Source organism: Hugonella massiliensis (genome assembly GCA_001486445.1).
Lineage (GTDB): Bacteria > Actinomycetota > Coriobacteriia > Coriobacteriales > Eggerthellaceae > Hugonella > Hugonella massiliensis.
In genome coordinates, this window is record LN908982.1 from 19,469 (window position 1) to 32,648 (window position 13,180).

Here is a 13,180-nt window from a genome sequence, read left to right on the forward strand (position 1 = left end):
CGCGCCCCTCGGCCGGCGCCCGACCTTCCGCCGCGCGCCCCAAGGCTTCCGCGCGCCCCAAGGCTTCCGGCCGGCGAAGCGCCTCCACCCGCGGAACGGGTTCTGCGCGCCCCGCGCGCAGCGCTCGGTCGTCCGCTGCGCGCGAACGGCAGAAGAAGCGCGCGACCGGCAGCGACCGTGCCGCCCGCAAGGAGTGCACGAGGTCTGCGCGCCCGAGCATCGGGCCCGCCCGGCCCGCGCGCGGCCAACGCGTCAAACAGAGCGCGGTGCCCAAAGCCAAGGCGCGGCCGTCTGCCTTCGGCGCCCCCTCGCCCGAAGCCGCCCTGGTGACGCGGCGCCGCTTCCTGGTGGGCGGGGCCGCCGCAGCCGCCGTCGCCGTGGTGGGCGGAGCCGCTGTGGCGGCCTCGCAGAAATCGGACGCCCCCACGATCGAGACGCTTTCGGTTTCGACCGACGACGTGTTCACGATCGACTCCTGCACCCAGGTCGACGCCTCGTCGGCCTTCAAGCAGGAAGGCTCCTATTCCCTGCCCTACGGAACCCTTATCTGGAGCAACGACGACGCCTTCGCCGCCTGCCTACTGCCCACCGACACGGCGAGTCCCCTCGCCCAGGGCGCCCTGCTCAACCTGGCAACCGGCAAGTACGAAACGGTGCTGAAAAACGCCAACGGCGCCTCCGACGGCTTCGAGGTCTACGATTTCCGCGCCACCTCCCAGGGTGCCGTATGGATCGAGGCCAACATCTTCGAGGGCCTCTGGCGCGTGCTCGTGGGGTCGCTTTCCAACGGAAGCAACCTGCAGAACACGCGCATCGTCGACAGCGGCGATTCCTCCACCGAAACCCCCGCGCTTGCAGCCGTAGGCGCCCATGCCTACTGGGTCTGCCAGCCCGCCTCATCGGCCGACAACGCGAAAACGGGCACCGCCCAGCTCAAGCGCGCCTCGTTTTCGTCGGGCGACGCCGAAGACGTCTACGGCACCGCGGGTCGCATGGCCTGCCCGCCCTACGCGGCGAGCGATGGCGTGGTCATCGCCCCGCGCCATCCCGATTCGTCCCGCTACTACCAGCTCGTGCGCATCTCAGACGATTCAGGCCAGGCCACCGATGCGATCACCCTGCCTTCGGGCATGAAGCCCACCGAAGTCGGCTGGGGACCCAACGGATTCTCCTTCTGCTTCGAGAGCATTTACAGCTACGGCGACGGCATCGCCAACATGGGTACCTACGCCCCCGCCACCGAGCACGCCCCGGGGGCCAGCTACGACGGCGGATCCTGGTTCCGCTTCGGCCGCGCTCCGTCGGCCGAGCCCGCCTGGTGCGGCTCTTCCTGGCTCATGGTGAAATCGACCCAAGCCGTCGCCGCCGTGAACGTGGGCAACCGCACCTACTGCACCTTCGACGTGCCGAGCGGCCCGGCAAGCTGGGGCGACTACCTGTGCACGACGGGCACGCACGCACGCATCGTGACAGCCGCCCAGGTGGGCAAAGTCACAGCGGAATCCTCGGGGCAGAGCGATTCCAAAAACAACACCACGTGTACCGTCCGCGTTTGGAAGGCCGTCTAGGGGGCGTTGCAGCCATACGCTCGGACGCAAAGCGGGCCGGTTCCCTTCACGCGAGGGAACCGGCCCGCTTCAGATAGACGAAAGGGTGCGCACAGGGCCCTTGCGAAGGGCTCCCTACTGAACCGCGCGCACGCGTTCGGCCAGCCATTCGGCCCAGGCCTCGACGCCTTGGCCCGTCGTCGCCGAAAGGGGGAAGATGGGAGCGTTGGGGTTGAGCTGCTTGACGTGGTCGCAGAAGGCGTCCTGGTCGAAGTTGAAGACCGGCATCGTGTCGATCTTGTTGAGCACGACGGCCTGCGATACCTGGAAAACACCCGGGTACTTGAGCGGTTTGTCGTCGCCTTCGGGCACCGACAGGATCATGACCTTGGCGTTCTCGCCCAGGTCGAAATCGGTCGGGCAGACGAGGTTGCCCACGTTTTCGAGCAAGATCAGATCGAGCTCGTCGAGGTCGAGAACGTCGACGGCGCGCTTGATCATGTCGCTTTCCAAATGGCAGGCGCCGCCCGTGTTGATCTGCACGGCCGCGATGCCCTGGGCCTTAATCTTTTCGGAATCGACCGAGCTGGCGATGTCTCCTTCGATCACGGCGATGTTGAACTCGTCGCGCAGGGCTTCGATCGTCGCGAGGATGGTAGAGGTCTTGCCCGACCCGGGGCTCGCCAGAATGTTGAGCACGAACACGTGCTTTTCGGCGAAGAGGGCGCGGTTCTCTTCCGCGAGACGATCGTTTTTGTCGAGAATGGGTTGCTTCATATCGATATGCGTAGCCATACCGGTCACCGTCTTTCCAAAGATGCGTGAGCGTTCGGTTTCAGTATGCGCGTCATGGGTGCGCGGCGCCAGCGGCGCTTAGGCGCATTCCCCCGCAGGCGCGCTGCTTGCGGGCGCGGTCTCCCCCTCGTCGGGGATGTCGACCTCGATCGAGTCGATGCGCAAATCGCGGCCGGCGATCAGCTCGGTTGCGGGACTGTCGCATTCCGGGCAGGTCACGTGGAAGCGGTCGTGGTCGAATTCGCAGCCGCAATCGAGGCAGCGGCTCCGCGGTTTGACCATGTGGATGTCGAGCTTCGACCCCGAAAAGAGCGTGTTGTCTTCGGTGAGCGCTTCGTAGGCGAAGACGAGGCAGTCTTCAATCGCCTCGGTCATCTCCCCTACGGACAAGGTCACCTTCAGAACTTTCGTCGCACCGGCCTGCACGGCCGATTGCGTCACGGCGTCGAGCACGCCGGTCATCAGTCCCAATTCATGCATACGCAGCTCCTTGCTGAGGACGGATTAGTCGTCGGCGGAATCCTCCAACTTGCGCTGGCGCTGACGCTCGGCCCATTCGGCCTCCCATTCGGCGTCTTCCTTGGCCTGGCGTTCTATCTCTTCCTTCTGCCTCTTGATCTTACCGCCCATGACGATGCGGGCGGCGAGCATGCTGATCTCGTAAAGGGAGATCATAGCGCCGAAGAGGAGGAACATGGTGACGGGCGAAGCGTCGGGGGTGATGAAGGCAGACAGTACGAGCAGGCCCACGTAGACCTCGCGCCACAGGCCGCGCAGTTTGGCGTAGGGAACGATCTCGAAGATGACGAGGTAGAAGACGACCAGGGGCAGCTCGAAGGCGAAGCCGAAGCCGATCTCGAACTTGATGATGATGTCGATCCACTTGGAGGCTTCAGGCGTGACCTGAGCGAAGCCGCCCGCCTGGTCGGTGAGCCACTGGAAGGCGGGATCGAGGATGAAGTTGTAGCAGAAGACCGTACCCAGCACGAAGAGGGCGCAGGCCATCGCGAAGGTGGGGATGAACCATTTGCGCTCGTTGGGCTTCAGAGCCGGCAGGAAGAAGGCGAGCACCTGCCAGATGATGACGGGCATGCAGGCCACGAGCGACGCCCACAGCGCGATGCTGAAGCGCACGCCGAAGGCGTCGAAAGCGCCGAAGACGTTGAGCAGGACGTTGCCGTTGGCGTCATGGGGCATGTATTCCTGCACCGGCTGCAGGAGGAATTGGGCGAGCGTGGGCGTGGCCATGTAGAACACGCAGGAGGCGATGAGCAGGCATACGACGATGCGCACCAAGCGCATGCGCAGTTCCCCCAGATGGTCGAACAGGGGCATTCGTGCGGGACCGATGGGCATCGTTACTCCTCCTTTTCCGCGTCGTCATCGAACAGGTCGTCGGCGCTCTGGGCCCGTTTGGGCGCCGGCGCTGCCGGCTTGGGTGCGGCAGCCGCCACCGTGGCAGCGGGTTTGGGCGCGGCCTTTTTGGCATGGGGCACGGCGCCGTAGAGCTCGTCGATGTTGGGGGCAGCGCTTGACTTGGCAACGGGCGCGGAAGCGGCAGCAGCTGCCGTTGCGGCAGTGCCCGACTCAGCCGCCTTCTTTTCTGCCTCGCGTTCGGCCTTGCGGGCTTCGGCCGCCTTGCGGGCCGCACGCTGCTTGTCGTAGCGGGCCTTGCGCTCGGTGAAGCTTTCGCCCTTGTCCTCGCGCTTGGCGTCGTTTTCGATCTTGTTCAAAGAATCGAGCGGGTTCTTGAACGGCTCGTCGGCATCGGGGTCGTAGACCTCGTGCTTGATGACATCGTTCATCTCGTTCTGAGCGCTGCGGAACTTGGCGATCGCCTTGCCGATGGTTTTCGCGATCGCCGGCAGTTTATCGGGTCCGAAAATGAGGAATCCGAACAGCAGGATAAGCGCTAGTTCGTTTGCTCCAATGCCAAACAAGTCGTGTTCCCTTCACATGATGCGGAGCGGGACGCGCTCGCCCCGCCACCGTTAAGAAAGCCTAACCTTACGGATTAACGATTATTACGCTCCCGTGCTCAAAAAGCTCAGCGCGACCGTGGGAACGCCCAGAGCGAGCACCAAAATAACGCAAACGATTACGATGCCGATGCGCTTGGCGCGTTCGGCCCGCTCTTTCTTGCGCCGAGCGGCCTCTTCGCGCTTGCGAGCCTCTTCCAGGCGCGCTTCGCGCTGCTTGGCGGTCATTTTCTTGTTTGCCATGCGAACGTCTCCTTCGAAGGCGGCTACTTGCGCAGTTTGCGCCTGATCATCATCACGTGGGCGATGCTCTTGGCAAGCTCCACGTCGGTATGCCATTTGTTCTGCTCGTAGAGGATAGAGCCGTTGACCATGGTCATGAGCACGTCGGAAGCGCTTCCCGTGTTGACCAGGGCCGACATGGGCGTGTCGGTTGGGGTCTGATGCGAGCCCGACATGTCGACGGCCGTGATGTCGGCCAGCTTGCCCACCTCGAGCGAGCCCACCTTGTCGTCGATGCGCAGGGCGCGCGCACCGCCGATCGTGGCCATTTCGAGCATGGTATGGGCCGCCAGGAAGTGACGGCCGCCGCCCACAGCACGCTGCACCATAAGCCCGATGCGCATTTCGGGGAACATATCGCCCGAGTCGGTGGCGGCGGGGCTGTCGGTGCCCATGCCGATGCGCAGGCCCGCCTTGCGGAACTCGTCGAGCGGGGCCACGCCCATGCCCAGATGGGCGTTACAGCGGGGGCAGAAGCCCACGGCCACGTCGTATTCGCGCATCTTCTGGATGTCGGCGTCGGACACGTGCACGCAATGAATGGCCATAACCTGCTTGGCTTCGAAGGCGCCCCAGTTGAGCACGTAGTTGACGGGGGTCACGCCGGTGGGAAGCCAGGGCGGGATCTCCATGTACTCGCGCCGGTGCATGATTTCGACCGAAAGCGAGCTCGACCCTTCCTTGATGAAGTCGTACTCTTCCTGGCTGCCCGCCAGGTGCATGGCGACGGGAATCGAGTCGCCCGCGTAGGCGCTCACCAGCTTGAAGATCAGGGGGTGGCAGCGGTAGAGCGGCGCCGGGGCGATGCCCACGGTGATCAGGTCGGGATCGACCGCGCTCTTCCACTTGTCGATGTCGGATTCGGCGGCCTCCATCGCGTATTCCACGCGGCGCCTATCCATGGCGCCGACCTCGCGATAGACCACGCCGCGCATCCCCAGCGCGTTGAGGGCGCGCACGGTAGAATCGCTGCCGGTAATGTCGCCCAGGGTGGTGATGCCCGAAGCGACGGCCTCGAGCCCGCCGATGAGGGCGGAATCGTAGAGGTCGGCCGCGGTGAGCGCGCTCGATTTTTCGGTGACCAAAGGAAGCCACTGGGCGTAGGGCACGTCGTGCACCACGCCGCGCATGGCGGAATACTCCACATGGGAATGCACGTTGACGAAGCCGGGCATGAGGGCCGCTTGGCCGAAGTCGCGCACCTCTTCGTCGGCATAGCGGGCGCGCAGCTGGTCGGCCGGGCCCACGTCCTTGATCTTGCCGTTGCGCACGAGCACGGCGCCCGACTCGATCGGGTCCGACGTGATGGGCAGTACATAGTCAGCGCACAGCAGCATGGCAATCCTCCTTGAGGCATAACGTAGCGACCATCATACCATCGCGCGCAAGAAGGGCGGCACGCGTGCACAGGAAAAGCGACGGACCGCGTAAGCTGGGGCGATGGCGTGCGGACGCGCCCCGCCCGCGCGCGCGACTAGGAGGGTGAGTCCTGTCCCGTATACACAGCGCGGCCGCACGATCGACGGGCGCGCGACCGCAAAAGCGCGCCCGCGCGCCCCCATCCCTCCGCTATTTGACGGCGGTGTAGATCGCGACCGCGCCGAAGCTCTTCCGCTCGAAGGCGGGATCGGAAAAGCCCGCCCGACGCAGCATGTCGCAGAAGGCGTCGGGGGCCGGGAAGGCCTTGATCGAGCGGGCCAGATAGACGAAATCGTCGCGCTTGCCGGTGAAATGGTCGCCCCAGGCGGGAATACCCCAGCGCAGGTAGGCATTGTAGAAGGCGCGCTCAATCGGGCGCGGCGGCGTGCTGAACTCCAAGATAACGGCGGTCCCGCCCGGTTCGAGCACGCGGTAGATCTCGCGCAGGCAGGCCATCCGATCGGGCATATTGCGGATGCCGTAGGCCATGGTCACCACGTCGAAGGAGGCGTCGGCGAAGGGCATGTCCTGGCCGTCGACCACGCGGGTTTCCACGTCGACCCCGCAAGCGTCGCCGCGGGCGATGCGCTGCTTGGCCACTTCGAGCATGCCCGGCGTGTAGTCGGACAGCACGATGTGGGCGGGATGGTAGGACCGGCAGAGCGCGAAGGTGACCTCCCCCGTGCCGCCCGCAACGTCGAGCACGCGGCTGCGCGACGTCACCGGGGCGAGTTCCACGACGCGGTCAAGCCAGTGGTGGTCTTGGCCGAAGCTCGACGCATGGTTGAACTGCTCGTACTGGCCGGCGATTTCGGTGAAGATGCCCAGCACGCGCTGTTCGGAAAGCTCCGCCGGGGCCTCTTCGCCCGTCGCGGTGTCGATAACGCGGTCTTCGGAGACGGCCTCGCCGGCCGCAGGTTCGATAGGATGGGTAGCAGACATAGACGGTTCCTAGTAGGGTTCTTCCAAATCGGTATGGGCGCAGGCATCGCAATCGAGCCCGGCGAATTTCCCCGCGTGATAGCGGTCGATCGCCACGAGGGCGATCATGGCGGCGTTGTCGGTGCAGGCGCTCGCCGGCGGCATCGTGAGGCGCACACCCCGCTTCGCGCACACCGCCTCGTAGGCTGCCCTCAGAGCGGGGTTGGCCGCCACCCCGCCGCCCAGGCAGAACTCGCGCGCGCCCGTTTGGTCGAGGGCCCGTTCGGCCTTGGCTACCTGAACATCGATGACGGCGGCCTGGAAGCTCGCGGCGATATCGGGGAGGTTGAGCTCGACGCCGGCCTCCTGCTGCTGGTGGATGTAGGTGATGACGGCAGTTTTCAGGCCCGAAAGGCTGAAGCGCAAATCGCCGGAGTGCATCATCGCGCGCGGGAACCGCACGGCTTTGGGATTGCCCGTGGCGGCGAGCTTCGAGATGATCGGCCCGCCCGGATAACCCAGACCTAAGGCCTTGGACACCTTATCGAAGGCCTCGCCCACCGCGTCGTCGATGGTGGTGCCCAGGACGCGGTAATCGCCCCAGTCGCGCACATGCACGAGCATCGTATGGCCTCCCGACACAAGGGAGACCACCATCGGCGGCTCAATGTCGGGAGCTGCGATCTTGTTGGCGTAGAGATGGCCTTCCAGATGGTTGACGCGGATAAAGGGCACGTCGGCCGCCCAAGCGGCGGCTTTGGCGAAGGCCACGCCCACCACGAGCGCGCCGACCAGGCCGGGCGCGTAGGTGCAGGCGACCGCGTCGACGTCTCCCCAGTCGAGCTGGTCGATTCCCAGATGGGCGGCCGCCGTTTCAAAGCAGACCTGGGTCACGCCGCAGATGGCCTCGATGTGCTTGCGGCTGGCGATTTCGGGCACCACCCCGCCGAACCTCGAATGGAAGTCGATCTGGCTGGCCACCGTGTCGGCGAGAATCGTGCCGTTGCCGTCGATGAGAGCGGCCGCCGTTTCGTCGCAGGACGATTCGATCGCGATGACGAGCGGGCGCGCAAGACCGGCAAGGGCCAGCGGCGACGACTCGTCTTCCCGCGCGGCTTGGTCGACGATCAGTTCCATGCCCGCCACGTCGTGGCTGGCCAGCGGCAGCGGACCCGTCATGATGAGGGCGTCTTCCCCATCGCTGTAATAGCGGGGGCGCGTACCCACGTCGCGCAGGTGGAGAGCCCGGTAGAGGCCCTGGGCGCCCGCGTTCGAGACGCGCACCTCGAGCGTACATTCGGTCGCACCCAGATCGCGCGCGTCGCTTGCGAGCTGGGCAAGCAGGGTACGGGCGATGCCGAGGCGGCGGTAGGCCGGGTCGCAGGCCACCTTGAGAATCTGGAGCTGGCCGTCGACGATCCAGCCGCCGGCATAGCCGACGAGCGCTTCGCCGTCGAAGGCGGCCCACCAGGTGCGGTCCTTGCGCGGCAGGTCGTCGAGGACGGACGACACGCTCCAGGCATCGCTGCCCATCACCGCCGCTTCCATCGCGCCCACGTCTTCGGCATGCGCCGCGTCAAGCGGCCGGTACTCGATGCCGCCCGCATGGTCGATCGTGGCACTGCCGGCGTGCTGTACGCCCGTGCGCAGATCGCGGGCGTCGTGGGAAGCCAGACGGGTGCGCTCGTTTTCCTCGGCGTCCGAAAGGCGCGTGTAGACGGGCAAGACGAGCGCCGGGTCGTGACGGCGGGCGTCGAAGGGGTCGACGTCACCCGCGCGCCAGGCTGCCTGCACGCAGGCGAGCAGACCCGCGCCTTCGGGGGTCCAGGCGTCTTCGGGGGCAAGCGCGCCGGCATGGGCGAAGAGGTCGACGTATTTGGTCAGGGCGTCGCCGGCGATGAGCAGGGCATCGTTAACGGGGAGCGCGGCCGCCTCTTCGACAGCCTTGACCACCCTATCGGGCTCGAGGCGCACGGCGCCTTCGTCGGAAAGGCGGTAGCGCACGGGATAGACTTCCTTGCGCATGGCGTCGGCAACGACGAGGGCCTCGCCGCGCGCCCCACCCTTTTGCAGCTGCCAGGCGACTGCGTCGAGAGTCGACACGCCGATGAGCGGTGCGCCAAGCGCGCTTGCGATGCCTTTGGCCGTGGCGATGCAGATGCGCACGCCCGTAAAGGACCCGGGGCCGCGCCCGCAGGCGACGGCATCGATGCTCGACCGGCCGATGCCGCGGCGGGCGAGCAGGTCGTCGATCGCGGGCAGAAGCATCGTGTTCGACGCGCGGTGCGCGGGGATGCGCAGCGATTCCACGCAGGTCACGGTGCGCGTGGCGGGGTCGAGCTCCCCTAAGCCGAGGGCGATGACCTCGTTGGCGGTATCGAATGCGAGAATGCGGTGAGTGTGCGCCATTCGTGTTCCTTCGTATGAGTGTGAGGCGGTCGCCGTCGTCCGCGCCAAAGGGAGCGGCCGAGCGGGTGCCGTTTACGCGAGCCAGTCGGAGAGCAGCCGAGCGGAACGCGGGCCGCCGACCGCACGTGCGGTGAGGGTGCGCACGCCCGCGGGGTCGACCGCGATATGCACGTCCACGTAGTCGTCGGGCGCTTCGCTCGGGAATTTTTCGCCCCATTCGACAAACGACGCGCCGTCGCCTTCGAGCGTCTCCCAATAGCCCACGTCCTCGAGGTCTTCGGGAGCGTCGAGGCGGTAGAGGTCGAAGTGGTTCAGGGGCAGGCGTCCCCCGTCGTAGGTGAGCAAGATATTGAACGTGGGGCTCGATACCTCGCCCGAAATGCCCAGGGCACGCGCGACGCCCTGCACGAAACGGGTCTTGCCGGCGCCCAAATCGCCCGACAGCAAGACGACGTCGCCCGGCTCGAGCAAGGGGGCCAGCTTGGCAGCGAGGGCGTCGGTGTCGGCTTGGGTAGCGAGAGTCGCCTGATATGTGGGTTCGTGTTCCATAGCGCCCATTGTACGCCCCGCGCAGGGGGCGCGACACGCGGGGGTTGGGGCGCTTCACGCGCCGCCCACGAACAGCCCCAAAGGGGATGCGCGGCACGTCCGGCCAAATAAGCCAAAGTGACCGCGTCTCTTCGACCCATCCGACGGGCTTCGCACACAGCGCGGCGGCCGAATAACGCACAATTCTGGCGAACTTCAGCCAGATTTCAAAGAAATCGTCGAGAAATGTGCGTTATTCGAGACCAGACTTGGCTGACCTATACGCGCATAAAGAAAACGGCCCGCACGAGGCGGGCCGCTTGCAGGCAGGATGTTCTGTTCGACTAGAACAGGCCGGTGATCTTGCCGGTCTCGTCGACGTCGATGCGGAAAGCCGCCGGGCTCTTCCCCAAGCCGGGCATCGTCATGATGTTGCCGGTGAGGGCGACGATGAAGCCGGCGCCCGCCGACACCTTCACCTGGCGCACGGTGATCGTAAAGCCGCGCGGAGCGCCGAGCAGGCTCGCGTTGTCGGAGAAGCTGTACTGGGTCTTGGCCACGCACACGGGCAGGTTGCCGAACCCGTTGGCCTCGAGCAGCTTGATGTCCTTTTCAGCCTGCGCCGTGTAGTTCACGCCGTCGGCATGGTAGATCTTGGTGGCGATGGCTTCGAGGGCGTCCTTGATCGACGCGCCCGTCTCGTAGGAATAGGTGAAGTCATTGGGCTCTTCGCACAGGCGCACGACCTCGCGCGCCAGCTCTTCGCCGCCGGTGCCGCCCTTGGCCCACACCTGGGACAGGCGGACGTTCACGCCCAGCTCGTTGCACTTGCGCTCGATAAGGTCGAGTTCGGCCTGGGTGTCGGTGGGGAACTGGTTGATGGCCACCACAGCCGGAAGCTTGTAGACCTTGGTGATGTTTTCGACGTGCTGCAAGAGGTTGGGCAGGCCCGCTTCGAGCGCCTCGAGATTCTCTTCGTCGAGCTGGTCTTTGGGCACGCCGCCGTTCTTCTTGAGGGCGCGGGCAGTCGCCACGATGACCACCGCGTCGGGCTTGATGCCCGTGAGGCGGCACTTGATGTCGAGGAACTTTTCGGCACCCAAATCGGCACCGAAGCCGGCCTCCGTGACGGCATAGTCGCCGAGCGCGCGGGCCATCTGCGTGGCCATGACCGAATTGCAGCCGTGGGCGATGTTGGCGAAGGGGCCGCCGTGCACGAAGGCGGGCGTGCCTTCGAGGGTCTGCACCAAGTTGGGTTTGAGGGCGTCCTTCAGAAGGGCCGCCATGGCGCCTTCGGCGTGCAGGTCGTGGGCGGTGACGGGTTTGTCGTCGTAGGTGTAGCCCACGACGATGCGGCCCAGGCGCTCCTTGAGGTCGGTGATCGACGTGGCCAGGCAGAAGATTGCCATGACCTCGCTGGCCACCGTGATGTCGAAGCCGTCCTCGCGGGGGACGCCGTTGGCCTTGCCGCCCAAGCCGTCGACGATGTGGCGCAGCTGGCGGTCGTTCATGTCGACGACGCGCTTCCACACGATGCGGCGCGGGTCGATGTTGAGGTCGTTGCCGTTGTGGATGCGAGCGTCGAGCATGGCCGCGAGCAGGTTGTTGGCCGCACCGATGGCGTGGAAGTCGCCCGTGAAGTGCAGGTTGATGTCCTCCATGGGGACGACCTGCGCATAGCCGCCGCCGGCCGCGCCGCCCTTGATGCCGAAGACGGGGCCCAGGCTGGGCTCGCGCAGGGCGACGACCGTCTTCTTCCCGATGCGGTTCATCGCGTCGGCCAGGCCCACCGTCGTGGTGGTCTTGCCCTCGCCGGCCGGCGTGGGGTTGATGGCCGTGACCAAGACGAGCTTGCCGGGCGTGTGCGCGCTTTCGCGCAGGTAGTTGTAGTCCACCTTGGCCTTGTAGGTGCCGTACTGCTCGAGATACTGCTCGGGCACTCCGGCCTTCTCGGCAATTTCGGTGATGGGGCGGATTTCGGCAGCTTGAGCGATTTCAATATCTGACAGCACTCAGAACCCTCGCTTTCTCCTTCGGGCGCCGCACGCGCGGCTTTCCTGCGAAGCGCCGGTAACCCGACGCATGACCCCCCGATTGTAGCCTGTCGGCTGTCGAGAGAGAACGGACTGAAACAGGATTCAGAGGTGCGGCAAAAAGTTATCTGCGTTCGGAACCGAGCGCCTTCAATTGCCGCAACGAAAATTTCCGGGCATAAGAGAGAAAATGTGGTTGTTTTCCGAGAAGCACGCCCTCGAAAGCCGAGCCTACTGATTGTCGGCCGGATCGATCGAGGGAATGGCCACGAGAAAACAGGCGCCGCCTTCGGGCAGGTTGTAGGCCTCGACCGTGCCGTCGTGGGCCTCGACGATCGACTTCACGATTGCAAGGCCCAAGCCACTGCCGCCCGTGTTGCGGGCGCGCGAGAAATCGGTGCGGTAGAAGCGCTCGAAGAGCATCTTGGGATCGACGTCGCCGAAGCCGGTGCCGTCGTCCTTCACGGCGATGACCGAATTGTCCTTCACGCCATAGAGCTCGATCTTGATGTGGCCGCCCGGTTCGATGAAGCGGCTCGCGTTGTCCACCAGGTTGGACACGACTTCCTTCAGGCGGTCGCGGTTACCCAAGACGTCGGGGGCCTCGCCGACGATTTCAACGTGGGCCTGGCGCGCATCGAGCACCGGAGCCAGGGCGTCCACGGCTTCCTGGGCCACGGGACGGAGGTTCACGCGCTTGAAGTTCATCACGTAGGAGTCGCCTTCGATATGCTGCAGGGACAGCAGGTCGTTCACCAGGTGGGTAAGGCGCTCGCTTTCGGTGAGAATCGTGTGCGTGAACTTTTCGCGCATGGCGGGCGGCAGGTCGGGGTCGGCCAAGAGCTCGGCGTTGCCATGGATTGCGGTAAGGGGGGTGCGCAGCTCGTGCGCGACGTCGCCCACGAACTGCATCTGCTGTTTTTCGCGGCGGGCCAAATCGGTCGCCTGGGCGTACGAGGAATCGAGCAGGTCCTTGAAATCGCCTGCCAAATCGTCGGCCTCCTGCAGCGACTCGCTCGGGGCAAACGAGACCGACGTGTCGCCGGCGCGGTAGGCCTTGATTTTGGCCCGCAAGTCGGAGAGGGGCCTGCCGATAAAGGACCCGATGGCGAGCGAGATGAGGAAGACCACGCTCGCGATGGGGATAAGCGGCACAAAGGACACCAGGCCCCGCAGGCGCGCGATGACGAGCGCGGCCGCGGCCGCCAGCACGGCCATGAGAGTGGCCAGAAAGGCGAAGTATGTGGCGATCTTCTTGATGCGCAGA

At 65.5% G+C, this 13,180-nt stretch carries 12 protein-coding genes; 1 reads left to right on the top strand and 11 read right to left on the bottom strand.

Annotation, left to right across the window (positions count from 1 at the left end; all coding sequences use genetic code 11):
• On the top strand, nt 1–1,568 hold a 1,568-nt coding region (locus BN3270_RS00270; RefSeq protein WP_058985120.1), incomplete at its 5' end, for a hypothetical protein.
• A gap of 114 nt (nt 1,569–1,682) precedes the next feature.
• Here the strand turns inward: BN3270_RS00270 and hypB are convergent.
• From hypB to BN3270_RS00325, 11 genes are all read right to left on the bottom strand, one after another.
• A complete protein-coding gene (hypB, locus tag BN3270_RS00275; protein WP_058985121.1) occupies nt 1,683–2,342 on the bottom strand; it encodes a hydrogenase nickel incorporation protein HypB in 660 nt (219 codons plus the stop codon).
• A 78-nt stretch (nt 2,343–2,420) separates the two neighbouring features.
• A complete protein-coding gene (locus BN3270_RS00280) occupies nt 2,421–2,822 on the bottom strand; it encodes a hydrogenase maturation nickel metallochaperone HypA/HybF (protein WP_058985122.1) in 402 nt (133 codons plus the stop codon).
• Between the two features lie 24 nt (nt 2,823–2,846).
• Nucleotides 2,847–3,698 carry a twin-arginine translocase subunit TatC gene (gene tatC / locus BN3270_RS00285; RefSeq protein WP_058985123.1) on the bottom strand — a complete coding sequence of 284 codons (852 nt, stop codon included), beginning with the start codon at nt 3,696–3,698 and terminating at the stop codon, nt 2,847–2,849.
• Nucleotides 3,699–3,700: 2 nt separating this feature from the next.
• Nucleotides 3,701–4,282 carry a Sec-independent protein translocase subunit TatA/TatB gene (locus tag BN3270_RS00290; RefSeq protein ID WP_058985124.1) on the bottom strand — a complete coding sequence of 194 codons (582 nt, stop codon included), beginning with the start codon at nt 4,280–4,282 and terminating at the stop codon, nt 3,701–3,703.
• An 84-nt stretch (nt 4,283–4,366) separates the two neighbouring features.
• Nucleotides 4,367–4,564 (bottom strand): hypothetical protein, encoded by a 198-nt coding sequence (locus tag BN3270_RS00295; RefSeq protein ID WP_058985125.1) that lies wholly within the window; start codon nt 4,562–4,564, stop codon nt 4,367–4,369.
• 23 nt (nt 4,565–4,587) lie between these two features.
• Entirely contained in the window at nt 4,588–5,940 is a 1,353-nt protein-coding gene (locus tag BN3270_RS00300; protein ID WP_058985126.1) for an amidohydrolase family protein, read from the bottom strand.
• A 232-nt stretch (nt 5,941–6,172) separates the two neighbouring features.
• Nucleotides 6,173–6,964, bottom strand: a complete 792-nt coding sequence (locus tag BN3270_RS00305; RefSeq protein WP_058985127.1) for a ubiquinone/menaquinone biosynthesis methyltransferase — start codon at nt 6,962–6,964, stop codon at nt 6,173–6,175.
• Between the two features lie 9 nt (nt 6,965–6,973).
• On the bottom strand, nt 6,974–9,352 hold the full coding sequence (gene tsaD / locus BN3270_RS00310) for a tRNA (adenosine(37)-N6)-threonylcarbamoyltransferase complex transferase subunit TsaD (RefSeq protein WP_058985128.1): 2,379 nt from the start codon (nt 9,350–9,352) through the stop codon (nt 6,974–6,976).
• Between the two features lie 72 nt (nt 9,353–9,424).
• Nucleotides 9,425–9,901 (bottom strand): tRNA (adenosine(37)-N6)-threonylcarbamoyltransferase complex ATPase subunit type 1 TsaE, encoded by a 477-nt coding sequence (gene tsaE, locus BN3270_RS00315; RefSeq protein WP_058985129.1) that lies wholly within the window; start codon nt 9,899–9,901, stop codon nt 9,425–9,427.
• 323 nt (nt 9,902–10,224) lie between these two features.
• Complete coding sequence (locus BN3270_RS00320) at nt 10,225–11,892, bottom strand: formate--tetrahydrofolate ligase (RefSeq protein ID WP_058985130.1); 1,668 nt, start codon at nt 11,890–11,892, stop codon at nt 10,225–10,227.
• 252 nt (nt 11,893–12,144) lie between these two features.
• Nucleotides 12,145–13,131, bottom strand: a complete 987-nt coding sequence (locus tag BN3270_RS00325) for a sensor histidine kinase (protein ID WP_271711850.1) — start codon at nt 13,129–13,131, stop codon at nt 12,145–12,147.
• Nucleotides 13,132–13,180: the final 49 nt, after the last annotated feature.

Excerpts from the sequence above, each read along its gene's own strand:
- hypB (WP_058985121.1), bottom strand. The coding sequence starts at position 2,342 with ATGGCTACGCATATCGATATGAAGCAACCCATTCTCGACAAAAACGAT.
- BN3270_RS00280 (WP_058985122.1), bottom strand. The coding sequence starts at position 2,822 with ATGCATGAATTGGGACTGATGACCGGCGTGCTCGACGCCGTGACGCAA.
- tatC (WP_058985123.1), bottom strand. The coding sequence starts at position 3,698 with ATGCCCATCGGTCCCGCACGAATGCCCCTGTTCGACCATCTGGGGGAA.
- BN3270_RS00295 (WP_058985125.1), bottom strand. The coding sequence starts at position 4,564 with ATGGCAAACAAGAAAATGACCGCCAAGCAGCGCGAAGCGCGCCTGGAA.
- BN3270_RS00300 (WP_058985126.1), bottom strand. The coding sequence starts at position 5,940 with ATGCTGCTGTGCGCTGACTATGTACTGCCCATCACGTCGGACCCGATC.
- BN3270_RS00305 (WP_058985127.1), bottom strand. The coding sequence starts at position 6,964 with ATGTCTGCTACCCATCCTATCGAACCTGCGGCCGGCGAGGCCGTCTCC.
- tsaD (WP_058985128.1), bottom strand. The coding sequence starts at position 9,352 with ATGGCGCACACTCACCGCATTCTCGCATTCGATACCGCCAACGAGGTC.
- tsaE (WP_058985129.1), bottom strand. The coding sequence starts at position 9,901 with ATGGAACACGAACCCACATATCAGGCGACTCTCGCTACCCAAGCCGAC.
- BN3270_RS00325 (WP_271711850.1), bottom strand. The coding sequence starts at position 13,131 with ATGGCCGTGCTGGCGGCCGCGGCCGCGCTCGTCATCGCGCGCCTGCGG.